Raw genomic sequence first — 24,316 nt, 5'->3', positions numbered from 1 at the left:
CTGGGGAGTCCTCTTTTTTGTTGCGGTGTCCTCTACAGCGGCGGCTGCCACAGCTGCCAGCCATGGTCGCTGACGTCACTGGACTCCTTGCCCAGCAGCAAGGTGGTGGGAGAGACCCAGGTCAACGCTTCCCACTGACCATCCTCAAGGGGGGTGTAGCTTTTGGCCGTGTCCCAGTCCACTCCGCTCTCGTCCATCTGAGCGATCCAGATAAAGGGACGAAACGCCAGACCACCACGGTACCCCAGCAGGGCGATGCGGCCGGTGTCAGGCTGCCAATCCGCCGCGGTAATCTGGCCGTGGACCGCCAGAGTCTGCACCGCTTCCGGGGTGTACTCACCCGGCTCTTTGGGCAGACGGTATACCCGACTCTGACCATCTCCCCAGTTCTTGGAAAACACCCAAAGAGCGCTGTCAGTCGCGGCGATCGCCTCACAGTCAAAGTTGTGAATGTAGCCTTTGCGGCTGAAATCCTTCTGTTCGGCAAAGGAGAAGCGAATGGGCACCGCGCTGACCTTGCTGCCCTCCTCTGCGGGGACTGGGGTGCGGTAGATGGTCAGATCCCGGCGATTGCCCCTGTTGTTGCCGCAATCGGCCACGAACAGGTGCTCGCCATCACTGGTCATATCCTCCCAGTCCCGGGCATCGGCGCCGTGAAATCCCACCCGTCCCAGGTAACGTCCCTGGCCGTCAAACCGGTAGATCCTGGGCCCATCGCCACTGTCGTTGTGGGCCCACAGGTGCTGACCATCAAAGGCCAGGCCGGAGATCTCCTCCATCAGGGCAGGCAAAGGTTCCATGGGGGCCGCCAGGGCAGCGGCCAACATCAGGATCGGGGTAACCATACGGTTGCTCGTAAGCCTCCATGACTGCGGTTGGCCAGCTCAACCCGGCCACCTTCACTGTCCACCACTCGTTTGACGATGGCCAGGCCCAGGCCGGAGCCTACAGATCCTCGAGCCACATCCCCCTGGGTGAAGGGTTCAAATAAAGATTCAATCTGTTTGGGGGGGATACCCGGCCCATTGTCGGACACGGCGAACCACACCCAGCGGCCATCGAAGCCGGAACTCAGCTTGAGATCGCCCCCGCCGTAGCGCACACCGTTCTCAATCAGGTTGGCCAGCACCCGCTTGATGGCGATCACCGGCATGGCAACCGGCGGCACCTTGCCCAGACTCAGCTCCACCTTGGTGTGGCGAAGACTCTCCTGCTGGGCCGCCTCCTGCAACAGATCATCCAGGCTGATTCGGCTGTGCTCCTCCGCCGGGCTGCCGCGGACAAACTCAATAAACTGATCGATGATGTTGTTCATATCATCGATGTCATGCTCTATCCCCTCTTTCAGGAAGCTGTCCTGGTCGCTCATCATCTCACTGGCCAGACGGATTCGGGTCAGGGGGGTACGCAGATCATGGGACACCCCGGCCAGCAGCAATTGCCGGTCGGTCTCCAGCTGCTTCATGGAGCGGGACATCTGGTTGAACGCCTGGGTTACCGCCACCACCTCCGCGGGCCCCTTCAGTGGCAGGGGATCGGGAAACTTACCGCGGGAAACCGCCAGGGCCGCCCGCTGCAGGCGCCTCAGGGGCCGACTCTGTTGACGGGCAAACCACCAGCCTCCGGCCACTGACAGGGCGCCGATCACCATCAGGTAGACGGTCAGGGGGGAGATCACCGACTCATCGAAGCCGGTCAGAGGCACCCTCAGCCACACCGTAGGTGCCTGAGGAGGGCGAATCCAGATCAGGTACTGCTCACCGAAGGAGATGCGCACCTCGGCTTCGCCGCCCAGGTACTGGGACATCTGATCCGACAACACGTAGTAGAGCCGCGCTTCCCTCAAGCCATTCTGGCGGGCCTCAGGGAGGGTAAACACCTCCATGTAGTTGTCGTCCGCCAGCTTGTCTCTCAAGGCGTCCACCACGGTCAGCTTGGTGCGGTCCAGCTCCAGATCGCGGAACAACAGCTCAACCTGGCGGGAGAGCAGCTGGTTGATCTGCTGGGTGGAGGGACGCACCACATAGATGTCCATGGAGATGTAGGACACCAGCTGGTTGATCAGCAACAGGCAGCCGATCAGCAGAACGGTCTGGCCGAAGTTGCTGCGGGGCAGCAGTCTGGACACCATCTACTTGGCTGAGCTGCCGTCGGGGACGAAGACGTAGCCCAGGCCCCAGACGGTCTGAATGTACCTGGGGTTACTGGGATCCTCCTCGATCAGGCGGCGCAGGCGCGACACCTGCACATCGATGGAGCGCTCCAGGGCACTGTAGTCCCGGCCACGGGCCTGGTTCATCAGCTTATCCCGGCTCATGGGCTCCCTGGGGTGGGAAACCAGCACCTTGAGTACGGCAAACTCACCGGAGGTGAGGGAGATGGGTTCATCCCCCTTGAACATCTCCCGGGTGGCTAGATTGAGGCGGTACTCGCCAAAGGCCACCTCCTGCTCCTTGAGGGAGGGGGCGCCGGGGACCTCACCGGGGCGGCGTCGCAGCACCGCCTTGATGCGGGCCAGCAATTCGCGGGGATTGAACGGCTTGGGCAGATAGTCATCGGCGCCCAGTTCCAGGCCGATGATCCTGTCCACCTCATCCCCCTTGGCGGTGAGCATCACTATGGGGATCTCATTGTTGGACTGGCGCAGACGGCGGCAGATACTCAGACCATCCTCTCCGGGCAGCATTAGGTCCAGCACCAGCAGGTGAAAGTTCTCCCGCTCCAGCAATCGATCCATCTGCTCGGCATTGGCGGCCGCCCGCACCTGGTAGCCCTGCTCACCTAGGTAACGTTCAATCAGGCCCCTGAGCCTGAGGTCGTCATCTACCACCAGAACCTTTGAGGTTTCCTGAGTCATCTGCCTCTCCCTTATTCCGCTGCCTTATAGCGTATCTCATTGATATAGTAGACCTGCTCGCCTTCGGGCGTACGAACAATTACCTCGTCGTCCACCTCTTTGCCCAGCAGGGCCCTCGCCAGGGGGGAGTCGATACTGACTTTTCCCTCACTGACATTGAATTCATCCGGGCCAACCAGCCTGTAGGTACTCAGGCCGCCCTCTTCCGCCTCCAGGACCACCCAGGCCCCGAAGTACACCTTGCCCTCCTGGCGGGGATCCGGCTCGACGATGCGCAACTGCTCCATCCGTTTGGAGAGGAAGCGCACTCGGCGGTCGATCTCCCTCAGTCGCTTCTTGCCGTAGATGTATTCGGCGTTTTCGGAGCGGTCCCCCAGGGCCGCCGCCTCCTGCACCGCCAGGGTCACCCGCGGACGCTCCTCCTTCCAGAGGTACTTCAGTTCCTGTTCCAGGGTGTTCCACCCCTCTCGGGTAATAAGATTGGCTTTTTTCATTCAGTCGCTAAGGTGTTGTGGGTAAAACCGGGAAGGTCTGTGATAGATTCCGGTTTAGTTTTATCTCGCATAACCATTAAAGGCAAATTCAACCGCTATGCAGACTCTTGCCCAACGACTCGCACAGGAACTGGAGGTGCGAACCCAACAGGTGGACGCCACCATCACCTTGCTGGATGAAGGGGCCACCGTCCCCTTTATCGCCCGTTACCGAAAGGAGGTCACCGGCGGCCTGGACGACACCCAGTTGCGCCAGCTGGACAGCCGGCTCACCTACCTGAGGGAACTGGATGCCCGTCGTCAGACGATTCTGCAAAGCATTGAGCAGCAAGGCAAGCTGGATACATCCCTGCTTACAAAGATTAACTCGGCGGCCACCAAGACCGAACTGGAAGATCTCTATCTGCCCTACAAACCCAAGCGACGTACCAAGGGGCAGATCGCCATCGAGGCGGGGCTGGAACCTCTGGCCGACAAACTGCTGGATCAGCGCCAGCTGACGCCGGATAACGAAGCCCAGGCCTTCCTCAACGGCGACGCCGGTTTCGATTCCACCAAGGCGGTGCTGGACGGGGCCAGGGCGATCCTGATGGAGCGCTTTGCCGAGCAGGCGGAGGTGATCGCCGCGGTGCGGGATCATATGCGTCGCCAGTCTCAGGTGGAGGTTCGGCTGATCCCCGGCCAGGAGCAGGCTGGGGCCAAGTTCCGCGACTACTTCGAACACGATGAGGCCCTGACCAAGGTGCCCTCCCACCGCGCCCTGGCGATGCTGCGCGGCCGTAACGAAGGGGTGCTGGCCATCAGCCTCAATGCCGATCCCAACCGGGAGGAGGGGCAGAAGCACAGCATCTGTGAGTCCCTGATCGCCCAGGCACTGTCACTGAACCTGGGCAGCCAGCCGGCGGACCTCTGGCTCAAGAGCGTGGTGCAGTGGACCTGGAAGGTGAAACTGAGTCTGCAGATGGAGAGCGAACTGCTCACCACCCTGAGAGAGAAGGCGGAAACCGACGCCATCAAGGTGTTTGCCGACAACATGGGCGATCTGCTGATGGCCGCCCCAGCCGGCCCCCGTGCCACCCTGGGCCTGGATCCCGGTCTGCGCACCGGGGTCAAGGTGGTGGTGGTGGATCACACCGGCAAGCTGGTGGCTACGGACACCATCTATCCTCACGCTCCCCGCAACCAGTGGGATCAGTCGATCCAGTCCCTGGCCAGGCTGGCCAAAGCCCACAAGGTGGAGCTGGTGGCCATCGGCAACGGCACCGCCTCACGGGAAACCGACAAGCTGGCGGCGGACCTGCAGAAGCGTCACCCCGAGCTGAAACTGGAACGGGTGATGGTCAGTGAGGCCGGCGCTTCGGTCTACTCCGCCTCGGAAACCGCCGCCAAGGAGTTTCCGGATCTGGACGTCTCCCTGCGCGGCGCGGTCTCCATTGCCCGCCGTTTGCAGGATCCCCTGGCGGAACTGGTGAAGATCGAGCCCAAATCCATCGGTGTGGGCCAGTACCAGCACGACGTCAACCAGACCCACCTGGCCCACTCCCTGGACGCCGTGGTGGAGGACTGCGTAAACGCCGTCGGGGTGGATCTCAATACCGCCTCCGCCGCCCTGCTCACCCGGGTGGCCGGGCTGTCCCGCACCCTGGCTCAAAACGTGGTGGATTTTCGGGACCAGAACGGCCGCTTCGACGAGCGCAAACAACTGCTGAAGGTGCCTCGCTTGGGGCCCAAAGCGTTTGAGCAGTGTGCCGGCTTCCTGCGCATCAATGGGGGCAACAACCCCCTGGACGCTTCCGGGGTTCACCCTGAGAGCTACTCCCTGGTGAAGCGCATTGCCGACCACACCGGCCAGGGTATTGAGGCCCTTATCGGCAATGGTGGCGTCCTCAAGAGCCTGAAACCGGCCCAGTTCGTCAGTGACCAGTTTGGCCTGCCAACAATCACCGACGTGCTGGCGGAACTGGAAAAGCCTGGACGGGATCCCCGAGGCCAGTTTGAAACCGCCCAGTTTGCCGACGGCGTGGAGACCCTCAAGGATCTGGAGCCGGACATGGTACTCCAAGGGGTGGTCACCAACGTCACCCACTTCGGTGCCTTCGTGGACATCGGCGTCCATCAGGACGGCCTGGTGCACATCTCCGCCCTGTCCCACCAGTTTGTGGATGACCCCCGCAAGGTGGTCAAAACCGGCGACGTGGTGAAGGTGAAAGTGATGGAGGTGGAGATCGAGCGCAAACGCATCGGACTCTCCATGCGCCTGGACGATGAGCCGGGTCAGCAGAAGAGTCCCAGACGGGAGAGTCAGCCCAAGGGCGGCCAGGAGCGTCGCAGTCAGCGCAGCCGCAATGACCGGCAGACCCAGACTCAGTCCGGCAACAGCGCCATGGGCAACGCTTTTGCCGACGCCTTCAAGAAGGCTAAGCGTTAGTCTGGAAGGTCGGTGGCTCGGCGGGCCGGGCCACCTGACTGTAGTGACGATGAAGGATGCGGGTAAACCTCTGGTACTCGTTGTCGCTCAGCTCCAGTGAAGGAGAGCCGCTCTCCCTGGGCACTACGCCCGTGCCCTGCCGGCGGACGCCGGGGCGATCAAAGGTCGGCGGGCGCCACAGCTCAAACAGACCGGCTTTCTGATGCTGCTGCTCGGGGGACTCCTCCCTGGGCTCCTCACCCTCGGCGTCACGCCGCTTCAGCTTGCTGCCACCGGGCAGCTGCACCGCATCATGCTCAGGATCCAGCGCCCGTTCCGACGCCGACTTCTCCGCTTCCCTGGCCGGCACCACAGGAGCACGCGCCAACGCCTGCTGACGGAGATCGTCCGTGGCAGGATTGGTGGTCACTATGGGCACTTGAGGGTAGTTGGAAACCAGGAACATGGGCTCTCCTATTCCTGGTTAATTATTCAACAATCCAGTTGAAATGTAAAAGAACTCTCTGTTCTATAACGGATTAGGCACGCCCTAAGAAAGCCTCGATGCACTCCAGGGTGTCGCTGGGGTGTGAGATAAAGGGGGCATGAGCCGCCTTGGGCAACACCACCTGCTCGCTGGCGGGAGCCAGGGCGGCCATCGCCGGCAGCGATTCCGCCGGCACCAGGGCATCCAGTCGGCCGTAGAGTCGCAGCCAGGGCTGGCTCAGATTCTGCAACTGAGGACGTAAATCCGCATCCCGCAGGATCGCCAGCCCCTGGGCCAAAGCGCTGCCATCGGGCTCCGGCGCCTCTGACAACAGGGTACGAATCGCCTTGGTGTCCTTGCGGGCACTGTCGCTGCCCATGGCCTGCAACGCCACAAAGCGCTCCAGGGTACCGGCCAGATCCTGGGTCAGGGCCTGGGCAAACCCGGCCAGCACCCTGGGCTTGATGCCCGCCCACTCATCCCGGGCACTGAAGCAGGGAGAACTGGCCAGGGTGATCAGATGACTGACCCGCTCTGGGCAATCCAGGGCCAGTCGGGTGGCCGCCATCCCTCCCAGGGACCAGCCCACCAGGACACAGGCATCCGGCAGCAGCGGCGCCAGGGCCTGACTGATCCCCTCCAGCGTCAGGCCGTCACTCAGCGGCGCACTGTGGCCGAAACCGGGCAAGTCGACCCGGCCCACCCGAAACCCCCGCTCCGCCAGCAACTGGGCAAAGGGTTCGAACACCTGGCCATTCATGCCCCAGCCATGAAGCAGCAGCATGGGCTGCCCCTCACCCTGCCAGTGAATATGAATGGATTCGTCTAGGCTTAATGACATGTTGACCCTCTCCCATGCCCTGTCGTCGATTCTGGCGGCCAGTCTACCCAACCGCTGCACCCTGTGCCAGCAACCCCTGGCCCGAGGAGCTGGGCTGTGCGACGTCTGCCTGGGGGACGGCGCCCTGGGCCAGGTGTGCCTCCACTGTCACCGTCCCCTGACCCTGGCCCCGCCCCACCGCTGCGGCAGCTGCCTGACCCGCAAGCGGTGGCGGCCGGTGGTGAGCGCCTTTCACTACCACGGTCCCATCGGCCCCTGCGTCGCCCAGATCAAGACCCAGGCAAAGCCTCAGCTGGTGAGCGTCCTGGCCGGGACATTGGCCAACCGCATCTTAGCCTACCATGAGCAGGGACACCTGCCCCTGCCCCAGGCGCTGGTGCCCGTCCCCACCCACAGGTCCAGGCTGCGGCAACTGGGGTTTAATCCCGCCTGGCTGGTGGCCCGGGCCCTCTCCAGGGAGCTGAAGCTGCCACTGCTGGACCAACTGGTGGTCAAGGTCCACCCCACCCGGCTGCAGCACCAGCTGGATGGCCAGGCGCGACGGGACAACCTCAAGGGTGCCTTTAGCGTGTCAGGAGAGGGAGAAGGGCAACAGGTGGCGCTGGTGGATGACATCATCACCACAGGCTCCACCCTGAAAACAGTGACCCGCACCCTGGGCCAGGCCGGGGTGCGAGTCACGCAGTTCTGGACCCTGGCCAGCGCCCTCAACAGGCGCTAGCTTGGGTCAGTGCAGGGCGGGGATCAGGAACAGACTGTTGGCCACCAGGCGCTCTCCCCCTAACCAGAAGTTACGGAACAAGGGGTTGTCCGCCAGCAGCACCACGGCGCCTTTGCCGTTTTTGACCACCACCGCACTGCCCTGGCTGGCCAGGGACTGGCGATACTCCGGCGCCATAAAGCCGGACAGCAGAGGCTGGTCGCCATAGCGTCCCACCACCACTCCGCCCCGGGCCTCAAGCACCATCTCCCGATCCTTCATCATTGGCAGGGTGGGTCTCAGGCCAAACGCCAGGGGATGGCTGACGTCCAGGTCCCAGCCGACGATGGCGCCGCCTATGGTACGACGGGCATCCTCATGGTGGCGCTCGGCGAACTGGATCGGGTGCTCCTCAAACTCACGGCCCAGCTCCTCCCTGCCCTGGATATCCACAGGCACCATGCCCCAGTCCGACACCTCTCGGGCACCGCCCTGCCAGGCCACCAGCACCCCGCCCCGGCGGACAAAGGTCTGAATGCGACTGCTCAGGGCCGGCGTCAGGCTGCGGTAGCGGCCATCCACCAAAAACAGATGGGTAAACTCCTCCATGGGCACCCGCTCGGCATACTCGCCGTCGATCAGGGTGGGGGCGACCCCCAACTGCTGGTCCAGGTAGTGCCACAGCTGGCCCACCTCATACTGGGAGACATTGCGTCCCACCAGGATCATCGGTTTCACCTCGCTCACCGCCCGGAAGGTGCGGCTGCCGAGGTCAGGGCCGTTCAGGGCCTGACCCCGGATTACCGCCTTGGCCACCAGGCCAAACTCCTGCTGCACCTGCTGCAGCGCCTGGGCAACACCCGGCTGACGGCCGTTGATCACCAGGGCACCCGGGGCCAGATCCAGCTCACCCTCACTGCCCTGCAGGCGACTGGGCAGCTCGCTGAAACGCACCTGAATGCCCGCCTTCAGCAGGCGCTGCAACGCCGCCGGAGAGTATCTGTCGGACCAGGGGATCACCCAGGCCAGGGCACTCTGCTGCAGCGGCTGTGCCTGCTGGGGTCGCTGCTTCATCAGTTTGGGCTGTCGCTTCAAGGTGGCGACATCCAGATCAAAGGCCAGGTCCACCGCAAAGGCGGAGACATCGTAGAAGGTGTTGTCCTCAAACTCGGTGCGCTTGTCGAACAGCGCTTCCACCAGGGCGTAACGACTCTGGGCGAAGGGGATAAACAGGCTGCCCGGTTCAAAGGTGCGCTGCTGGGCAGAAACGGTTTTGGCCAAATAGCCGTAACTGACCCTGTGGGCATCCAGCACCCGGGTCAGGGCGTTCAGCCTGCCCTGGTCACCCTGAGCAGCAACGATGAAACCGGCGCCACGGCGGTCCTGGCCACGCTCCAGGGAGTCGGCAAAAAAATCGTACTGATACTGCTGCAGTGCCTTCTGCTGATCGAAGCTGCCCCTCACCGTGGAGAAGGAGGTGGCCAGCTGATTGCGAATCGCCTCACTGAAGGTGCGGGGGCCATAGTCGGTCTCCCGCAGATGGCCGCGTACCGTCGCCTGCTCAAACAGAATGCCGACGCCGCCGTTGATGTCCGGGTAAGTGGAGCCCTTGCCATAGTAGAAGTCGTCGAACGACTCCCGGGAGAAGTAGGGCTGGCCCAGGGCATCTAAGGCATCGGCATGGTAATTGCCCAGTGCAGAGGTGAGGGACTGGTTCTGGGAAGGGGTCAGCGGGTGGGTGCGGCTGGGCACGCCAGGCTGGAAGAAGTAACTGCTGTTGTGTCCCATCTCGTGGAAGTCGCCCACCACATGAGGCTGCCAACGCTGGAACACCTCCACCCGCCCCCGGCTTTCCGGGTGCCTCATGTAGAGCCAATCCCGGTTCAGATCCGCCAGGAAGTGGTTCACCCGGCCGCTGGGCCAGGACTGAAAATGCTCCCTGTGCCAGCTGGAGCCATTGAGGGTGTTGCCGGTAAAACCGTTCACCCAGTTGGCAAAGCGGTCATTACCATCGGGATTCTGGCTGGGGGTGATCAGAATCACCATCTCCTTGAGCCAGTCGGACACCTCCTGAGACCGGGAGGCCGCCAGGTAGTAGGCAAACAGGGTGCCCGCGTGCAGGCCACTGGCTTCATCACCATGGATGCTGTAGGCCAGCCACACCACAGTGGGCCCGGCAACCCGTTCCCCCTGAGTCACCCTGACGCGCTGGGCCAGGATACTGTCCAGCTGCCGCTGATTCTCCGGTGAGGTGATCACCGCGGCGATCTGCTGTCGTCCCTGATGGCTGAAACCGGCGGATTCCAGAGTCACCCGGTCCGACTCCCGGGCCAGGGTCTGAAAGTAGCTGAGCACCTGATCGTAACGCAGGTGACGCTCCCCCACCGGGCGGCCAAACGCCTGTTGTGGGGTCTGAATGGTGGTCAGGTACGTCTGGTCCTTGGGGAGCAGGGCAGAGGGGGCGGCCCAGACGCATCCGGCTATCATGCTGAATAGTAATAAAAAATATCTCATCTTCCGTGAGGTTCTTCTGCTTTTACAGTAGGCAAATGCTAACAGTGGGGCCGGTCATGATCCAGCCAAAGCGTGACTGGGATCGCCCTTCAAGGGTGTTATCCGACTTCGCATCGGAGTATGATTCGGATATCCGACTCCACTACTCAGGCTTTAGCCGCCGCAGAGAGCAGTTATGATCACCATTACCGAATCCGCCCAGGGCCACTTCAAGAAGCTGCTGGAGCAGCAGGCCGACGGCACCAACATCCGTGTATTTGTCATCAACCCCGGCACCCCTCAGGCTGAGTGCGGCGTCTCCTACTGCCCAGCAGATGCGGTGGAAGAGGATGACATCACCCTGCCATTTGATGGCTTTGACGCCCTGGTGGATGAGAAGAGCGCCCCCTTCCTGGAAGAGGCCCTCATCGATTACGTGACCGATCAGCTGGGTGCCCAGCTGACCCTGAAAGCACCCAACGCCAAGATGCGCAAAGTTGCCGACGACGCTCCCCTGAAGGATCGCCTGGACTACATCATCCAGTCCCAGGTTAACCCGCAACTGGCCGGCCATGGCGGCTTCATCACCCTGATGGAGCTGACCGACGACGGCGTGGCCGTGATTCAGTTTGGCGGCGGCTGCAACGGCTGTTCCATGGTGGACGTGACCCTGAAAGATGGCATCGAGAAGCAGCTGCTGGAGGCCTTCCCCGGCGAGCTGAATGGCGTGAAGGACATGACCGAGCACCAGCACGGCGACCACTCCTTCTACTGATCTGCCCCAGACACGACAACGCCCGGCCTGTGCCGGGCGTTTTTTTATGCCTGCCAGTGGACTTCAGGTTTCAGTCTCACCAGGTAGTGCCAACCCAGGGTCACTCCCCGCAGCAACATGAAGCCGCAGAGTGCCAGCCACAGCCCATGGTTACCCAGCTCCCGGAAGCCCCACCACAACAGGAAAAAACCCAAGGCGGAGATCAGCATGGCATTGCGCATAGGCCGCCCCAGGGCGGCGCCGATGTACACGCCGTCAAACAGGAAGCAGCTGAACGCCAGCAGCGGCAGTGCCACCACCCAGGACAGGTAGTGCAAGGCGTGGCTGCGCACCGCCTCGATGTCAGTCAGCATACGAATCATCCCCTCACCGGCCAGGGCAAACAGCAGGGTAAACAGCAGGGCAGTCACTCCGGACCAGAACCAGCCCAGAACCACCGCCTGGCGCAACCTGCTTCTGTCCCGGGCGCCCCAGGCGCGACCCACCTCCACCTCGGCGCTGTAGGCGAAGCCATCCAGGGCGTAGGAGATCACCAACAGGAAGTTCATCAGAACCGCGTTGCCCGCCACCACCGAATCACCCAGCCTGGCCCCCATCAGGGTGACGAAGCTGAAGCAGAGCTGCAGACACAGGGTGCGCAGGAAGATGTCCCGGTTCAGCTTCACCAGTCGCCCCATACCCAGCAGCTGAGGCTGCCAATGCAACTGCTTGCCGTGTCGCAGCTGACGCCATACCAGCACCGCCGCCAGGGCCATGGTGCCGTATTCCGCCATCAGACTGGCCCAGGCCGCGCCGGCCACCCCCCACCCCAGACCAACCACAAACAACAGATCCAGCACAATGTTCAGTCCATTGCCCAACAACAGCTGCCACATGGCCACCTTGGGTTGTCCCCTGCCCAGGAGGAAGCCCAGCAACACCAGGTTGGTCAGGGCCGCCGGCGCCCCCCAGATACGAATGGCAAAGTACTGAGCGGCATACTGCTGAACGTCACCGCTGCCTCCCGCCAGGGGGATGCCCCAATGAAGGATGGGCCACTGCAACAGCAGCACGGCCAGGGCCAGACCCAATGCCAGCATCAGCCCCTGCTTCAGTACCTCGAACTGGGCCTGCAGATCGTCTGCCCCATGCCCCTGGGCCACCAGGGCGGTGGTGCCCATGCGCAAAAAGCCCAGCATCCACATGAGAAAGGTTATAATCATCGACCCGACGGCCACGCCACCCAGGTAGTAGGCCTCATCAAGATGACCAATTACCGCCGTATCCACCAGCCCCAGCAGAGGGATGGTGATATTGGACAGAATCATCGGCCAGGCCAGGGCAAAAGTACGCCGGTGGGCCTGACGCCGGGAGAGGATGGCGGTAAGGGTCATGGAAACTTGGAACCTGTTATGAAACGAATGACAACACTGGTGTCCCTGCTGGCATTGCTGTGGGTACAGAGTGCAGCCGCGGCGGTGATTCTCCAGTATCACCATGTTAGCGAGGATACCCCCGCCAGTACCAGCGTCACCCCTGCTCAATTCCAGGCGCAGATGGCCTACCTGGCCCAGAATGAGTTCAGCGTGGTGCCCCTGTCCGAGGTGATCGACGCCATACGCAAGGGTGAACACCTGCCGCCGAAAACCGTGGCCATCACCTTCGACGACGGTTATCAGAACGTGGCCGACAACGCCCACCCGGTGCTGAAAGCCCACGGATTCCCCTACACCCTGTTTGTGGCCATCGAGCCCATAGAGCGCAACTTTGCCCGGATGATGAACTGGGACACCCTGCGGCAGCTGTCATCAGAGGGCGCCGTCATCGCCAACCACAGCTGGGGACACGAGCACCTGATTCGCCGCCTGGATGGAGAAGATGAAGCCGCCTGGCTGGAGCGCATCCAGGCCAACCTAGAGCGCACCGAGGCGGCCATCGAAAAGGAGCTGGGTTACAGCGTCCGCCAGCTGGCCTACCCCTATGGGGAGTTCAACCAGGCCCTGCGTCAGCGCCTGGAGCAGATGGGTTATGTGGGCATAGGTCAGCATTCAGGGGCCGCGGGTCCCTACTCCAGCCTGACGGCAGTCCCACGGTTCCCGGTGGCCGGCCCCTACGCGGACATGGACGCCCTCAAGGTGAAACTGCACAGCCTGAACATGCCGGCGGTAAAACTGGAAGGGGATGAGTCCGAACTGAAGGAGCGCCCCCGCCCCATCCTCACCGTTACCCTCGAGGGCGAGGACCTGCGTCGTGACGCCCTGATGTGTTACATCCAAGGCCAGGGTGGCAAGGCCCCCACCTGGCTGGACGAGCACAGCTTCACCATCCAGGCGGACCTGCCCCTGCCCGCAGGGCGCTCCCGCTACAACTGCACCGCCCCCAGCCGCAGCAGCGGCGGCTACTATTGGTTCTCCCAGCCCTGGGTTCAAGCCAGGGCCGACGGCAGCTGGCCTAAGGAGTAGCCTGCTCTGGGCTGCCGACCAACTTCGGAACCATGAGCCCGGGTTGCTGACGGGCCATCCAACGACTTATCGGTCCATGCTGCCCGGGACCGATGAGCCCCATCTGCAGATGGTCCTGGCCGGGGAGGTTTACCACCTCAACCCTATCGTCCTGAAGTGGCTGCAACGCCCCGAAAGGGGCAAAGGGATCCTGGTCCGAGGCCAGAATCAGGGCAGGAAGTGAGCTCTCTCCCATCAGTTGTCGAAAGCTCAGCTGAGACGGGCTCAGGCCCAGGTTCTGCAGGGCCAAACCTACCCCCTCCTTGAGATCCTCGTCGTCGATCAGCCGCATGGGGGCACTGGCAAAACTCTGCTGATACGCCCGGACACCGGTCTCCAGATCCAGCATGGGCGCCTGGAAAATCAACCCGGCCACATCCTCGCGGACACTGGCCAGGTGCAGGGCCGCCACCGCGCCCATGGAGTTACCGAACAGATACAGCGGCCGCTCCAGCTCCTGCTGGGCATCCAGCCATTGGCTCAGCAGCCGGGCATCCTTCACCCCGAAGCTGAAGGGGCCATCACTCTGACCATGGCCCCCCAGATCCGGCACCAGCACCTGATAACCCAAAAACCGCCAGTAGGCCGCATTGAGGACCATCGCCTCTTTGTACATCTGGTAGCCGTGGAGCAGCACTACGGTGCCTTTGGCGTTGGGTTCCCTGTCCCACTTCAGAGTCAAATAGTCTGTAGTTTCATCAGCCGCATGGACTTTGACCTTCAGCTGCTTCGCCCCAGGAAAGCCTGCTCGAGTACGGAGGTAACTCAGGCAGCGATTCGGCGCGCAAAAGCGTTGAGACTCAAGCTGGGCAATCTCGACCAGTCTCATCTCATCCTCACCGGGCTGAGGCGCAGGAAAGTCGGCGATCCGGTTGGCCACCAGGGAGACGCAGCCACCCAGGAGCAGGGGCAACAGTAAAGGGAGGAACCGCAACATGATACATCCTTGTATCCACTGAAGATTAAGTCAGTACATCATACTCCGGAGGATGGACTCAACCACTAGCCACCATAGGCGGCGATCTTGGGCAGGTCGTCGCGGATGTGCCCCATGGAAACCAGTCGGAGTTCGCCGGGTTCTCCCTGGGGCCGGAACAGGGCTTCCAGTTCGCCGTTGGGATTGATCAGGGCGATGTCCGCGCTGTGGTCCACCGAGTAACCGTCCGCCCCGTCGCTCTCCACCATGGCATACACCAGGCCCATGCTACGGCTCAGGCCATACAACTGGTCGTGGGGACCGGTGATGCCGCGGAACTGCGGATTGAAATAGGTCACGTACTGATGCAGCCGCTCGGCGGAGTCCCGCTGAGGGTCCACCGACAGCAGCACCACCTGCAGCGGTACCGTCTGAGACAGCTCGCCATAAATGGCGGCGAGGCGGGCCATGGTGCCCGGGCAGACATCAGGGCAGGAGGTAAACCCCATAAACAGCAGGGTCCATTGGCCCTGGAAGCTGTCGTTATTGAAGGGGCGCCCCATGTCGTCGGTCAGCTCAAAGGTAGCCAGGGGCCTGGGCTCGGGAAGCCACAGGGCCGAGACCTGGGGCGGCTTGCTGCTCCACAGGGCCAGCATGGCTCCAGCAGCCAGTGCCACCAGGGCGATGGCCAGGGTCAATGCGCGACTCACAGTGCCACCCCCAGGTAGTGATCCACCAGGATGAGTACAAACAGCGCCAGCAATTGCCAGATGGAGAGCAGGAACAGCTTGATGGCCGAGTCCGGTTTAGGGGCAAACTTGAGTTGCCAGGCACGGGCCAGGAACCACAGGCTCAGCAGGGTGGAGCCCGCCAGATAGAAGGCCCCGCTCATGCCCACCAGCACAGGCAGCATACAGGCGATCACCAGCAGGAAGCTGTAGAGCAAAATGGAGGTCTTGGTGTACTCCACCCCATGGGTTACCGGCAACATGGGGATGGCGGCCTTGGCATACTCTTCCCGGCGGTGAATGGCCAGGGCCCAGAAGTGCGGTGGCGTCCAGGTGAAGATGATGATCACCAGCAGCAGGCCGTGACCATGGAGGTCCCCGGTGACACTGGTCCAGCCCAGCAGCGGCGGCATAGCCCCCGCCAGCCCGCCTATGACGATATTCTGCGGTGTCGCCCGCTTGAGGAAACCGGTGTACACCAGGGCGTAACCCACCAGGCTGGCCAGGGTCAGCCAGGCGGTCAGCGGGTTGATGAAGCCATAGAGGATGACAAATCCCAGGGTGCCGATCACCAGGGCAAACACCCCACCCTGAAACGGCGAAACCCGGCCGGTGGCCACCGGCCGCTTGTGGGTCCGGGCCATCTTAAGATCGATCTGCCGGTCCAGCAGGTGATTCACCGCCGCCGCCGCACCGGCCATCAGGCCGATTCCGGTCAGGCCCAGGATCAGTACCCTGGGGGAGATCATCCCTGGGGAGGCCAGGGCCATGCCCACCAGGGCAGTGACCAGCATCAACAGCACCACCTTGGGCTTGGTCATCTCCAACAGATCCCGCCACGCCAGTCCCTGACGCCCTTTACTCCATCCAATTGTCTTCAGCATGGCACCTCCTCCCCCACAGGGCTTGAACTGGGGGCCCGGGCCCGCAGCAGATAATTGGTACTGACCAGCAGCATCGCCAACAGGGCGCCGCCACCGTTGTGCGCCACCGCCACCGCCAGAGGCAACTGAAACAGCACATTGGCAAGACCCAGCCCAACCTGCAGCAGGGTCATCAGGGCGATGGCCAGGCCCAGGGGACGCCACAGAGGCCGACGCATCAGCTGCCAGGCCAGATAGAGCAGCAGGACTGCCGTTACCACCGCCCACAACCTGTGGGTCACATGGATGGTCATTCGTGCCGAATAATCCAGGGTGCCGAACTCATAGCTGTCGGCCCGGGGCTGAATCAGGCGAAACGCAGAAATGAAATCCAGGTTCTGCCACCAACTCCCTTCACACACCGGCAGAGTGGTGCACACCACCGCCGCGTAGTTGGCAGAGGTCCACCCCCCAAGGGCGATCTGCACCACCAGCGCCACCAGTGCCAGGGCCGCAGGCATCGCCAGGGCGGGCAAGGCCGCCGGCAGATGGGGCCGGCGCCTGAGCCACAGCAGAATCAGCAAACAAAGCAGCGTCAAGCCACCGAGCAGGTGGCCCATCACCACCGCCGGCATCAGATTGAGGGTGACGGTCCACATTCCCAGAGCCCCCTGAAACAGCACCAGGGCCGCCAGGGCCAGGCCGTGTCCCCGCTGAGGGGTGCGCCAACACTTGACCGCAATCACCAGAATCAGCAGGCCGAGCAGGGAGGCCACGTACCGGTGGCCCATCTCAGCCCACGCCTTGGCCACCTCCAATGGCCTGTCCGGATAGCGGCTCAGCGCCAGATCCGCATTGGCCTGAGCCGCCGTGGGCGTCAGGAAGCCATAGCATCCGGGCCAATCCGGGCACCCCAGGCCGGCATCGGTGAGGCGGGTAAAGGCCCCCACCAGAATCACGGTAAAAGCGAGGGCGGCGGTGGCCAGTATCAATCGATTCATCCTGCCTCCTATCCGATGCGGGACAGCTTGAGCATCTTGCGCAGGTCCGTCAGCAACGCCTTGCCCTGGGCAATCTGCTGATCACGGCCCTCGGCGGGCTCATAGCCCATGACCCACTGCCCCATAGGGTCGACAATCACCAGGGGATAACGTTGGAGCAACTGACTGATCTGATCGTTGGCTTTGGCCGTGGTAAAGCCTCGCTCGCTGAGCAGGCGGGTGGCCTCACTCTGGCCCTGCTGCAGATAGAGCACGGGCACCACCCGGGTCTTCTCCCGCCCCAGGGCCACATGGATCTGTTGCAGCGCCGTCAGTCGGTCTTCACATTGGGCATCGCATCGGGCGGGAACCAGGGTAAGCAGTTGCCAATGACGCTCCACCGGGTTTGGCTGAGCCATGGACCGGTAGTCAAGACTGGTCAGCAGGGTCCCCTTGTTGGTACTGCCCCCCTGATACCATCCCTGGTTGAGCACCAGATAGGCAGCCGCAACCGGAACCACAAAGGCGAATAACAATAGAATCAATGGTGCTCGGGAGTTCATAGGCTCTCCTCTCGTGATCGCCCATCGTCGGTTGAGGGCAGATTAAGTTCAGGACTCAATGGATTCAGGCTCCTGAACACGTCTTGTTGGGCGCCGCCACACCAGGGCCACCACCACCACCCAGGCCAACGCCAGGCCAAACCACTGCATGGCGTAACCGTGATGCCGCTCCGGTGACAGGGTCACTGGCCGCCAGTGACGCTCAAAACCCAGGTCGGCAGGCTGATCCACGAACAACAGCCAGGGGTGCAGCGGTCGCTCCAGCCAGGCGGTCAGTTCCTGAAAGTTCACCGCCTGGATTCGGGTAACCTGCCCCTCCTCCGGCAGCAGCCGGTTTGCCAGGGGGTTGTGCCCCGGGCGATAGAGCCGCCCCTTGAGCAGCAACTGCTGCGGCACGGCAGGCAGCTGTGGCAGTATGGCTCTGTCCTGTCCCGATGGCACAAACCCCATGTCCAGCAGCAACCAGGGCTCCCCCGAGGCCACTTCCAGGGGCAGCAGCCATTGATAGCCCACCCGACCTGACAAGGTGCGATTATCCAGCAGCAGACTGTGCTCGGTCCGGGGGGTGCCGCTGATGGTCATCGGTCGCCCGGTCAGGGCAGGCTCGTCACTGAGCTGCGCCCAATGCAGCTCCACCCGGCCGTTCTGGACCATCTGAGCCAGCAGATCCCGCTTCTCCTCCGCCCGCTGCAGTTGCCACCAGCCCAGCTTGACCAGTGCGCAAAATGTCAGCAAAGTAATCAGAGGAACAAGGATCTTCTTTATCATCCGCTTCCATCACCTGGGGCGGTTACCACGGGACACTGCCATGGAACTCGCCATCAAACTGCTGATCGTTGCCCTGCTGCTGTTCATCATCTTCAATCTGGGTCGGGCCCTGGTGATGATGCTCAGGAGCAAGGACGCCCCTAAATCCATGAGCCACTTTCTGGGGCGGCGGGTGGCTCTCTCCGCCTTTGTCATCATCCTGCTGATCCTGGCGATGATGGGGGGCTGGATCGCACCCAACCCCCGCCCCTACTGATCTCCGACTGCGTTTACAGGATGTAGACAAACACGAACAGCATCAGCCACACCACGTCCACAAAGTGCCAGTACCAGCTGGTGGCCTGGAACCCAAAGTGGTTTTCCGGGGTAAAGTGGCCTTTGACCACCCGGAAGAACATCACCAGCAACATGATGGTCCCCAGGGTCACGTGCAGTCCGTGGAACCCGGTCAGCAGGAAGAAGGTGTTGCCGTACACCCCGGAGCTCAGGGTCAGGTTCATCTCCTGATAGGCGTGCACATACTCCTCCGCCTGCAACACCAGAAACGCCAGCCCCAGCAAAATGGTTCCCCCCAGCCACAGGGTGAGCGCCTTGCGCCGGTTCTGTTCCAGCCCCAGATGGGCAAAGTGCAGAGTGATGGAGGAGGTCAGCAGGATCAGGGTGTTGTACAGCGGCAGTCCCTGCCAGCCCATGGCTTGTGTGGTCTGCCCGGACGGGGTGGTCTCCAGGGGCCATATCGCCTCAAATCCCGGCCAGAGCACCTCATTGGTCATGGCGTTGTTGCCCTCGCCTCCCAGCCAGGGCACGGCGATCATCCGGGCGTAGAACAGGGCACCGAAGAAGGCGGCAAAGAACATCACCTCGGAGAAGATGAACCAGGACATCCCCTGTCGGAATGAGCGGTCCATCTGCTTGGAGTAGAGGCCGGCCATGGACTCATCGATGACGTTGCGGAACCAGCCCACCACCATCACCACAATCACGGCAATGCCGGAGAGCAGCACATAACCAAAGATGCCGGTGTCTCCGGATTTCAGGCCCCCGACATAGTTGCCGGCCCCCAGGGCAATGAGAAACAGCCCCACCGCGCCCACAATGGGCCAGTAGCTCTGTTCAGGTACATAGTACTTTTCGTGCTTCATCGGATTACACTCCTTTGCCACGCTCTTGCACCTTATCGGTGACGTTGTAGAGGGTGTATGACAGGGTCAGGGTCTGAATCTCCTCCGGCAAGGCCGGATCCAGGTAGAACAGCAGCGGCATCTTGGTCTGCTCGCCCGCGCCCAGGGGTTGGTGATTGAAGCAGAAGCACTCGATCTTGGAGAAGTAGAGTGCTCCCTGGCCCGGGCTCACCGACGGGATCGCCTGACCGATGATCTCGTCGCCGGACAGGTTCCGCGCCAGGAAGGCCACCTGCTTGGTCTCCCCCGGGTGCACCTGAATGCGGTTGACCTCCGGCTCAAACTCCCAGGGCATGGCGCTGTGGACCGAGGTGACAAACTCCACGGTCACCAGGCGATCACGGTTGACCGGCGACACCTGGGCCGTGGCCGGGCCGCCGGTTTTGCCATTGATGCCGGTCACCTCGCAGAACACGTCATAGAGGGGCACCAGGGCAAAACCGAAGCCGAACATCCCCAGGGTGACCAGCAGCAACCGGGTCACCAGGGCACGGTTCGCGTCTCGGCCAGCCATCACTTCACCTCGGGCGGGGTATCGAAGGTGTGCAGCGGCGCCGGCGACGCCACGCTCCACTCCAGTCCTTCGGCGCCGTCCCAGGGTTTGGCCGGGGCCTTCTCGCCGCCACGAATGCACTTGATCACCAGGGCCAGGAAGATCAGCTGTGACAGGCCAAAGGCAAAGCCGCCGATGGAAACAATCTTATTGATGTCGGCAAACTGCAGGGCGTAATCGGGAATCCGTCTCGGCATCCCGGCCAGCCCCAGGAAGTGCATGGGGAAGAACAGCAGGTTGACCGAGATGATGGAGCACCAGAAGTGCCACTTGGCCAGGGTTTCGCTGTACATATGGCCGGTCCACTTGGGCAGCCAGTAGTAGGCCGCCGCCATGATGGAGAACACCGCGCCACTGACCAGTACATAGTGGAAATGGGCCACCACGAAGTAGGTGTCGTGGTATTGGAAGTCCACCGGGGTGATCGCCAGCATCAGCCCCGACAGGCCGCCAATGGTGAACAACACGATGAAGGCCAGGGCAAACATCATCGGCGCTTCAAAGCTGATGGCCCCTCGCCACATGGTGGCCACCCAGTTGAACACCTTCACCCCTGTGGGCACCGAGATCAGCATGGTGCAGTACATGAAGAACAGCTCCGCCGCCACCGGCATCCCGGTGGTGAACATATGGTGCGCCCAGACGATGAAGGAGAGCAGGGCGATGGAGGCGGTGGCGTACACCATGGAGGCATAGCCAAACAGCCGCTTACGGCTGAAGGCAGGCACGATGGCGGAGATGATGCCGAAGGCCGGCAGGATCATGATGTACACCTCGGGGTGACCGAAGAACCAGAAGATGTGCTGAAACAGCACAGGATCCCCGCCGCCGGCCGCGTCGAAGAAGCTGGTACCGAAGTACTTGTCGGTCAGCACCATGGTCACCGCGCCTGCCAGCACCGGCATCACCGCGATCAGCAAAAAGGCGGTGATCAGCCAGGTCCAGACGAACAGGGGCATCTTCATGTAGGTCATCCCCGGTGCCCGCAGATTGACTATGGTGACGATGACGTTGATCGCCCCCATGATGGAGCTGATCCCCATGATGTGTACCGAGAACACAAACAGGGCGGTGGAATCGCCGCTGAAGGTGGTGGACAGCGGTGCATAGAAGGTCCAGCCGAAGGCGGGGCCGCCCCCCTCCATAAACAGGCTGCCCAGCAGCATGGCGAAGGCGAAGGGCAGGATCCAGAAGCTCCAGTTATTCAGCCTGGGCAGGGCCATGTCCGGCGCCCCAATCATCATGGGGATCATCCAGTTGGCCAGACCGGTGAAAGCGGGCATCACCGCCCCGAACACCATCACCAGGCCATGTACCGTGGTCATCTGGTTAAAGAAATTGGGCTCCACCAGTTGCAGACCAGGCTGAAACAACTCCGCCCGGATCACCATGGCCATGGCCCCGCCCACCAGGAACATGGTGAAGCTGAACCACAGATAGAGGGTACCGATCTCCTTGTGATTGGTGGTGAGCAACCAGCGCTTCAGTCCCCGGCGGGGGGCATGATGGTGCTCCTGTTCAGGGGTCTCGATGTGGCCGACGTCGGCCTGATTCTCTCGCGTTGCTAAAGTCATTGGCCTGCCCTCACTGTCCCTTGGAGGCAGCCACATCCGCCGCCTGAATCACGTCGCCTACGTTGTTGCCCCAGGCGTTTCTCTCATAGGTCACCACCGCCGCCAGCTCCTTATTGGTCAGCTGCGCCGCGAACGCCTGCATGGCGGTGCCCGGTTTACCGTGCACCACGATGTCGATGTGGGGTTTGGGATCGCCCAGGGCGATGGGGCTGTCCTTCAATGCCGGGAACACCCCCTGAAGTCCGGCGCCATTAGGCATGTGGCAGGCGGCGCAGCGGGAGAGGTAGACCTGCTCCCCCAGGACCATGGACTCCTCCATGGTCAGGGTCTCGGTCAGGGCCGCGGTCTCCGCCTGGGCGGCCGCTGCGGCCGAGTCCTGCTGCTCCGCCAGCCAGATGTCGAACTCCGCCTCAGGCAACACCTCCACCACCACCGGCATGAAGCCATGGTCCTTGCCGCAGAGTTCGGCACACTGACCACGATAGGTGCCGGGCTTGTCCACCTTGGTCCAGGCCTCGTTGATGAAGCCCGGGTTGGCGTCTTTCTTCACCGCGAAGGCGGGCACCCACCAGGAGTGGATCACATCGTCGGAGGTCATCAGGAACCGAACCTTGCGGTTGGCGGGGATCACCAGGGGCTTGTCCACCTCGAGCAGGTAGTTTTCCCCCTTGGCTTCGGCGTTCTTAATCTGCTCCTGAGGAGTGGACATCAGGCTGAAAAACTCCACGCCCTTGTCGAAGTATTTGTAGTGCCATTTCCATTGGGAACCGGTCACCTGGATGGTGAGATCCGACGCACTGGGATCCTCCATCGCCACCAGGGTCTTGGTGGCCGGGACCGCCATGACGATCAGGATGATGAAAGGGATCACCGTCCACAGCACCTCAACCTTGGTGCTCTCATGGAAATTGGCGGGCACTGCACCCTTGGACTTGCGGTGACGGATCAGCGAGTAGAGCATGATGCCGAACACCACTGCCGCAATGGCACAGCAGATGTAGAAGATGGTCATATGCAGGCCATAGACCTGCTCGCTGATGGCGGTCACCCCGGGTGTCAGGTTGTAGTCTGATTCCGTGGCCAGCGCCAGGGTTGGCATCAGCACCAGGCCGATCACCAACGAAAAGTAACGTCTCACAAATACTGCTCCTCTGTGTATTGCAACCTGCAATATCCAGAAGAGAGCCAGCACAGTAATTCACAGCCCTATGAAGCTCCCCTCCCCCTCAATAGGTTTGGGCATACCGCGGAACCGCTTAATCCGGAGTCACTCCGCCGCACACGATTCTGCGATCGTGTCTTTTCCTAACCTAATGAGACAAACTCATTTGATCAAGATCAAGAATAGCACTCAATGAAACAATGGAAGGGCAAAACAGAGGAAATACCTTATATGCAGGCCTGATCGGAATATAAGTCTAAGCAGATGAAAGAATGAGCGAATTATCGCAGGAAGGGAGCGAATTAGATTCAAAAATCGGGATTGGGGCTAAATACCGCCTAAAGCCCCCCTTTTTCCCGAAAATCAGTGGATCCAGTTGCTGACCAGGGCAGGAGTCATGGGGTGGCGCTGAGGCTGGAACAGATAGCCACAGCAATCGGCCCGGCGACTGGCCAGCTCCAGGCGGCGCCAATCACGGGCGGCGATGGTAGGCAACCAGGCCAGCACCGCCGAACAGGTGCGGCCGCTCAGGGCCTGCTCTACGGCCCACTGACCCTCCACCTCGTCCTGGCAGCGCACCAGCAGGATGCGATCCATGGCCACGCCGGCCTCCCGAAGGATCCCTTTCCAGCCGAAGGCGGGCGGGTTAACCAGCACCAACCAGCGCTCTTTGCGGCTGAGTTCGGCCAGTTCAGGGGCGAGACGGGTCAGGGTCTCGATGCCATCTTCCAGCTTGTTGAGGCTGGCACCATGATTCCAGTTTCCCTGCCACAGGCCGGGGTGACGGTATTGTGTTGCCTGGCGGCTTTTCATCAGTGCAATCCTCCATTTCGAATCACCCCCACTGCCAGACCCTCGATGCACATGTACTCCTGCTCCAGGTCGACCACTATGGGTTGATACTCTTGGTTTTCTGCGTGCAGATAGACGACGTTACCCTTACGTTCGAAGCGCTTTACCGTCACATCCTCTCCAACTCTGGCCACCACCACCTGACCATTGCGGGCGTCCTTCTGACTGTGTACCGCCAGCAGGTCTCCATCCATGATGCCAATGTCCACCATGGAGTCCCCACGTACCCGCAGCAGGAAATCGGCGCTGGGGTGGAACATGGCCGGATCCATCTGGCAGTGCTGTTCGATATGCTGTTGAGCCAGGATGGGTTCACCGGCGGCCACCTGACCGATCAGGGGCAGACCCAACTGCTCCGGCTCAGGCCCGCTGTCCAGCAGACGGATGCCTCGGGAAGTGCCGGGAACAATCTCGATAACCTGCTTGCGGGCCAGGGCCTTGAGGTGCTCCTCGGCGGCATTGGCACTGCGGAACCCCAAGCTCTTGGCGATCTCGGCCCGGGTGGGGGGCATGCCGGTCTCCTGCATGTGACTGCGGATAAGCTCCAGCACCTGGCTCTGTCTTGGGGTTAACGGCTTCATAGTTCTACCTGTTTATCTATACAGTACCACTGTGAGTATATACAGGTAGGCGATTAATTCA

Annotated in this window: 24 protein-coding genes and 1 pseudogene; 5 read left to right on the top strand and 20 right to left on the bottom strand. The window is 62.0% G+C overall.

The window, feature by feature from the left end:
• Positions 1-32 precede the first annotated feature (32 nt).
• The 4 genes from ACN0RV_RS13205 to greB are packed head-to-tail and all read right to left on the bottom strand — an operon-like array spanning position 33 to position 3,351.
• Positions 33-845, bottom strand: a complete 813-nt coding sequence (locus ACN0RV_RS13205; protein ID WP_417348155.1) for a hypothetical protein — start codon at positions 843-845, stop codon at positions 33-35.
• On the bottom strand, positions 827-2,131 hold the full coding sequence (gene envZ, locus ACN0RV_RS13200; protein WP_417348153.1) for a two-component system sensor histidine kinase EnvZ: 1,305 nt from the start codon (positions 2,129-2,131) through the stop codon (positions 827-829). The genes ACN0RV_RS13205 and envZ overlap by 19 nt, the downstream gene beginning before the upstream one ends.
• Entirely contained in the window at positions 2,132-2,857 is a 726-nt protein-coding gene (gene ompR, locus ACN0RV_RS13195) for a two-component system response regulator OmpR (protein WP_417348151.1), read from the bottom strand. It lies immediately after the preceding gene.
• Between the two features lie 11 nt (positions 2,858-2,868).
• On the bottom strand, positions 2,869-3,351 hold the full coding sequence (gene greB / locus ACN0RV_RS13190) for a transcription elongation factor GreB (protein ID WP_417348150.1): 483 nt from the start codon (positions 3,349-3,351) through the stop codon (positions 2,869-2,871).
• 97 nt (positions 3,352-3,448) lie between these two features.
• Here greB and ACN0RV_RS13185 point away from each other — a divergent pair, with 97 nt between their 5' ends.
• Entirely contained in the window at positions 3,449-5,779 is a 2,331-nt protein-coding gene (locus ACN0RV_RS13185; RefSeq protein ID WP_417348148.1) for a Tex family protein, read from the top strand.
• Here ACN0RV_RS13185 and ACN0RV_RS13180 read toward each other — a convergent pair.
• On the bottom strand, positions 5,769-6,224 hold the full coding sequence (locus tag ACN0RV_RS13180) for a hypothetical protein (RefSeq protein ID WP_417348147.1): 456 nt from the start codon (positions 6,222-6,224) through the stop codon (positions 5,769-5,771). The two genes, ACN0RV_RS13185 and ACN0RV_RS13180, sit on opposite strands and share 11 nt — an antisense overlap.
• A 73-nt stretch (positions 6,225-6,297) precedes the next feature.
• On the bottom strand, positions 6,298-7,086 hold the full coding sequence (gene bioH, locus ACN0RV_RS13175) for a pimeloyl-ACP methyl ester esterase BioH (protein WP_417348145.1): 789 nt from the start codon (positions 7,084-7,086) through the stop codon (positions 6,298-6,300).
• Here bioH and ACN0RV_RS13170 point away from each other — a divergent pair.
• Positions 7,085-7,807: a phosphoribosyltransferase family protein gene (locus tag ACN0RV_RS13170; protein ID WP_417348143.1), complete on the top strand. Its 723-nt coding sequence runs from the start codon at positions 7,085-7,087 to the stop codon at positions 7,805-7,807. The genes bioH and ACN0RV_RS13170 overlap by 2 nt on opposite strands.
• Positions 7,808-7,813: 6 nt before the next feature.
• Here ACN0RV_RS13170 and ACN0RV_RS13165 read toward each other — a convergent pair whose 3' ends face one another.
• A complete protein-coding gene (locus ACN0RV_RS13165; RefSeq protein ID WP_417348142.1) occupies positions 7,814-10,300 on the bottom strand; it encodes a M14 family zinc carboxypeptidase in 2,487 nt (828 codons plus the stop codon).
• A gap of 175 nt (positions 10,301-10,475) precedes the next feature.
• Between ACN0RV_RS13165 and nfuA the strand changes: the two genes are divergently transcribed.
• Positions 10,476-11,054, top strand: coding sequence for a Fe-S biogenesis protein NfuA (gene nfuA, locus ACN0RV_RS13160; RefSeq protein WP_417348140.1), 579 nt, complete (start codon positions 10,476-10,478; stop codon positions 11,052-11,054).
• 44 nt (positions 11,055-11,098) lie between these two features.
• Here the strand turns inward: nfuA and ACN0RV_RS13155 are convergent, their stop codons facing one another.
• Positions 11,099-12,427, bottom strand: coding sequence for an MATE family efflux transporter (locus tag ACN0RV_RS13155; RefSeq protein ID WP_417348138.1), 1,329 nt, complete (start codon positions 12,425-12,427; stop codon positions 11,099-11,101).
• Positions 12,428-12,445: 18 nt separating this feature from the next.
• On the opposite strand from ACN0RV_RS13155, the gene ACN0RV_RS13150 reads away from it, so the two are divergent.
• Positions 12,446-13,495 carry a polysaccharide deacetylase family protein gene (locus tag ACN0RV_RS13150; protein WP_417348136.1) on the top strand — a complete coding sequence of 350 codons (1,050 nt, stop codon included), beginning with the start codon at positions 12,446-12,448 and terminating at the stop codon, positions 13,493-13,495.
• Here the strand turns inward: ACN0RV_RS13150 and ACN0RV_RS13145 are convergent.
• From ACN0RV_RS13145 to ACN0RV_RS13120, 6 genes are all read right to left on the bottom strand, one after another.
• Positions 13,485-14,471, bottom strand: coding sequence for an alpha/beta hydrolase (locus tag ACN0RV_RS13145; RefSeq protein ID WP_417348134.1), 987 nt, complete (start codon positions 14,469-14,471; stop codon positions 13,485-13,487). The two genes, ACN0RV_RS13150 and ACN0RV_RS13145, sit on opposite strands and share 11 nt — an antisense overlap.
• Before the next feature lie 65 nt (positions 14,472-14,536).
• Positions 14,537-15,160 carry an SCO family protein gene (locus ACN0RV_RS13140; protein ID WP_417348132.1) on the bottom strand — a complete coding sequence of 208 codons (624 nt, stop codon included), beginning with the start codon at positions 15,158-15,160 and terminating at the stop codon, positions 14,537-14,539.
• Positions 15,157-16,062 carry a heme o synthase gene (gene cyoE, locus ACN0RV_RS13135; RefSeq protein ID WP_417348131.1) on the bottom strand — a complete coding sequence of 302 codons (906 nt, stop codon included), beginning with the start codon at positions 16,060-16,062 and terminating at the stop codon, positions 15,157-15,159. The genes ACN0RV_RS13140 and cyoE overlap by 4 nt, the downstream gene beginning before the upstream one ends.
• Positions 16,056-17,042 (bottom strand): COX15/CtaA family protein, encoded by a 987-nt coding sequence (locus tag ACN0RV_RS13130; protein WP_417348129.1) that lies wholly within the window; start codon positions 17,040-17,042, stop codon positions 16,056-16,058. Before ACN0RV_RS13130 ends, cyoE begins: the two co-directional genes overlap by 7 nt.
• 8 nt (positions 17,043-17,050) lie before the next feature.
• Positions 17,051-17,584 carry a hypothetical protein gene (locus tag ACN0RV_RS13125; protein ID WP_417348127.1) on the bottom strand — a complete coding sequence of 178 codons (534 nt, stop codon included), beginning with the start codon at positions 17,582-17,584 and terminating at the stop codon, positions 17,051-17,053.
• Positions 17,585-17,632: 48 nt separating this feature from the next.
• Positions 17,633-18,352 (bottom strand): SURF1 family protein, encoded by a 720-nt coding sequence (locus tag ACN0RV_RS13120; RefSeq protein WP_417348125.1) that lies wholly within the window; start codon positions 18,350-18,352, stop codon positions 17,633-17,635.
• Between the two features lie 40 nt (positions 18,353-18,392).
• On the opposite strand from ACN0RV_RS13120, the gene ACN0RV_RS13115 reads away from it, so the two are divergent.
• Positions 18,393-18,608: a DUF2909 domain-containing protein gene (locus tag ACN0RV_RS13115; RefSeq protein ID WP_028109386.1), complete on the top strand. Its 216-nt coding sequence runs from the start codon at positions 18,393-18,395 to the stop codon at positions 18,606-18,608.
• 13 nt (positions 18,609-18,621) lie between these two features.
• Here ACN0RV_RS13115 and ACN0RV_RS13110 read toward each other — a convergent pair whose 3' ends face one another.
• The 6 genes and pseudogenes from ACN0RV_RS13110 to lexA form a co-directional block, all read right to left on the bottom strand.
• The gene (locus ACN0RV_RS13110; RefSeq protein WP_035385268.1) at positions 18,622-19,494 is read right to left on the bottom strand and encodes a cytochrome c oxidase subunit 3; all 873 of its coding nucleotides are present in this window, start codon (positions 19,492-19,494) and stop codon (positions 18,622-18,624) included.
• Between the two features lie 4 nt (positions 19,495-19,498).
• Entirely contained in the window at positions 19,499-20,047 is a 549-nt protein-coding gene (locus tag ACN0RV_RS13105; protein WP_417348122.1) for a cytochrome c oxidase assembly protein, read from the bottom strand.
• The gene (gene ctaD / locus ACN0RV_RS13100) at positions 20,047-21,660 is read right to left on the bottom strand and encodes a cytochrome c oxidase subunit I (RefSeq protein ID WP_417348121.1); all 1,614 of its coding nucleotides are present in this window, start codon (positions 21,658-21,660) and stop codon (positions 20,047-20,049) included. The genes ACN0RV_RS13105 and ctaD overlap by 1 nt, the downstream gene beginning before the upstream one ends.
• Positions 21,661-21,685: 25 nt before the next feature.
• Positions 21,686-22,798, bottom strand: a pseudogene (coxB, locus tag ACN0RV_RS13095) (cytochrome c oxidase subunit II); the annotation flags it as partial.
• A gap of 387 nt (positions 22,799-23,185) precedes the next feature.
• Positions 23,186-23,635, bottom strand: coding sequence for a SulA-like leucine-rich domain-containing protein (locus ACN0RV_RS13090; RefSeq protein WP_417348119.1), 450 nt, complete (start codon positions 23,633-23,635; stop codon positions 23,186-23,188).
• Entirely contained in the window at positions 23,635-24,255 is a 621-nt protein-coding gene (lexA, locus tag ACN0RV_RS13085) for a transcriptional repressor LexA (RefSeq protein ID WP_028109381.1), read from the bottom strand. Before lexA ends, ACN0RV_RS13090 begins: the two co-directional genes overlap by 1 nt.
• Positions 24,256-24,316: the final 61 nt, after the last annotated feature.

Origin of the sequence: Ferrimonas sp. (genome assembly GCF_048263965.1) — a bacterium.
Taxonomy (GTDB): domain Bacteria; phylum Pseudomonadota; class Gammaproteobacteria; order Enterobacterales; family Shewanellaceae; genus Ferrimonas.
This window is presented reverse-complemented; position numbering and strand designations above follow the sequence as displayed.

Bases quoted from the DNA above. Each gene is read 5' to 3' on its own strand.
- ACN0RV_RS13205 (WP_417348155.1), bottom strand. From the start codon at position 845: ATGGTTACCCCGATCCTGATGTTGGCCGCTGCCCTGGCGGCCCCCATG.
- envZ (WP_417348153.1), bottom strand. From the start codon at position 2,131: ATGGTGTCCAGACTGCTGCCCCGCAGCAACTTCGGCCAGACCGTTCTG.
- ompR (WP_417348151.1), bottom strand. From the start codon at position 2,857: ATGACTCAGGAAACCTCAAAGGTTCTGGTGGTAGATGACGACCTCAGG.
- greB (WP_417348150.1), bottom strand. From the start codon at position 3,351: ATGAAAAAAGCCAATCTTATTACCCGAGAGGGGTGGAACACCCTGGAA.
- ACN0RV_RS13185 (WP_417348148.1), top strand. From the start codon at position 3,449: ATGCAGACTCTTGCCCAACGACTCGCACAGGAACTGGAGGTGCGAACC.
- ACN0RV_RS13180 (WP_417348147.1), bottom strand. From the start codon at position 6,224: ATGTTCCTGGTTTCCAACTACCCTCAAGTGCCCATAGTGACCACCAAT.
- ACN0RV_RS13170 (WP_417348143.1), top strand. From the start codon at position 7,085: ATGTTGACCCTCTCCCATGCCCTGTCGTCGATTCTGGCGGCCAGTCTA.
- bioH (WP_417348145.1), bottom strand. From the start codon at position 7,086: ATGTCATTAAGCCTAGACGAATCCATTCATATTCACTGGCAGGGTGAG.
- ACN0RV_RS13165 (WP_417348142.1), bottom strand. From the start codon at position 10,300: ATGAGATATTTTTTATTACTATTCAGCATGATAGCCGGATGCGTCTGG.
- nfuA (WP_417348140.1), top strand. From the start codon at position 10,476: ATGATCACCATTACCGAATCCGCCCAGGGCCACTTCAAGAAGCTGCTG.
- ACN0RV_RS13155 (WP_417348138.1), bottom strand. From the start codon at position 12,427: ATGACCCTTACCGCCATCCTCTCCCGGCGTCAGGCCCACCGGCGTACT.
- ACN0RV_RS13150 (WP_417348136.1), top strand. From the start codon at position 12,446: ATGAAACGAATGACAACACTGGTGTCCCTGCTGGCATTGCTGTGGGTA.
- ACN0RV_RS13145 (WP_417348134.1), bottom strand. From the start codon at position 14,471: ATGTTGCGGTTCCTCCCTTTACTGTTGCCCCTGCTCCTGGGTGGCTGC.
- cyoE (WP_417348131.1), bottom strand. From the start codon at position 16,062: ATGCTGAAGACAATTGGATGGAGTAAAGGGCGTCAGGGACTGGCGTGG.
- ACN0RV_RS13130 (WP_417348129.1), bottom strand. From the start codon at position 17,042: ATGAATCGATTGATACTGGCCACCGCCGCCCTCGCTTTTACCGTGATT.
- ACN0RV_RS13125 (WP_417348127.1), bottom strand. From the start codon at position 17,584: ATGAACTCCCGAGCACCATTGATTCTATTGTTATTCGCCTTTGTGGTT.
- ACN0RV_RS13120 (WP_417348125.1), bottom strand. From the start codon at position 18,352: ATGATAAAGAAGATCCTTGTTCCTCTGATTACTTTGCTGACATTTTGC.
- ACN0RV_RS13115 (WP_028109386.1), top strand. From the start codon at position 18,393: ATGGAACTCGCCATCAAACTGCTGATCGTTGCCCTGCTGCTGTTCATC.
- ACN0RV_RS13110 (WP_035385268.1), bottom strand. From the start codon at position 19,494: ATGAAGCACGAAAAGTACTATGTACCTGAACAGAGCTACTGGCCCATT.
- ACN0RV_RS13105 (WP_417348122.1), bottom strand. From the start codon at position 20,047: ATGGCTGGCCGAGACGCGAACCGTGCCCTGGTGACCCGGTTGCTGCTG.
- ctaD (WP_417348121.1), bottom strand. From the start codon at position 21,660: ATGACTTTAGCAACGCGAGAGAATCAGGCCGACGTCGGCCACATCGAG.
- ACN0RV_RS13090 (WP_417348119.1), bottom strand. From the start codon at position 23,635: ATGAAAAGCCGCCAGGCAACACAATACCGTCACCCCGGCCTGTGGCAG.
- lexA (WP_028109381.1), bottom strand. From the start codon at position 24,255: ATGAAGCCGTTAACCCCAAGACAGAGCCAGGTGCTGGAGCTTATCCGC.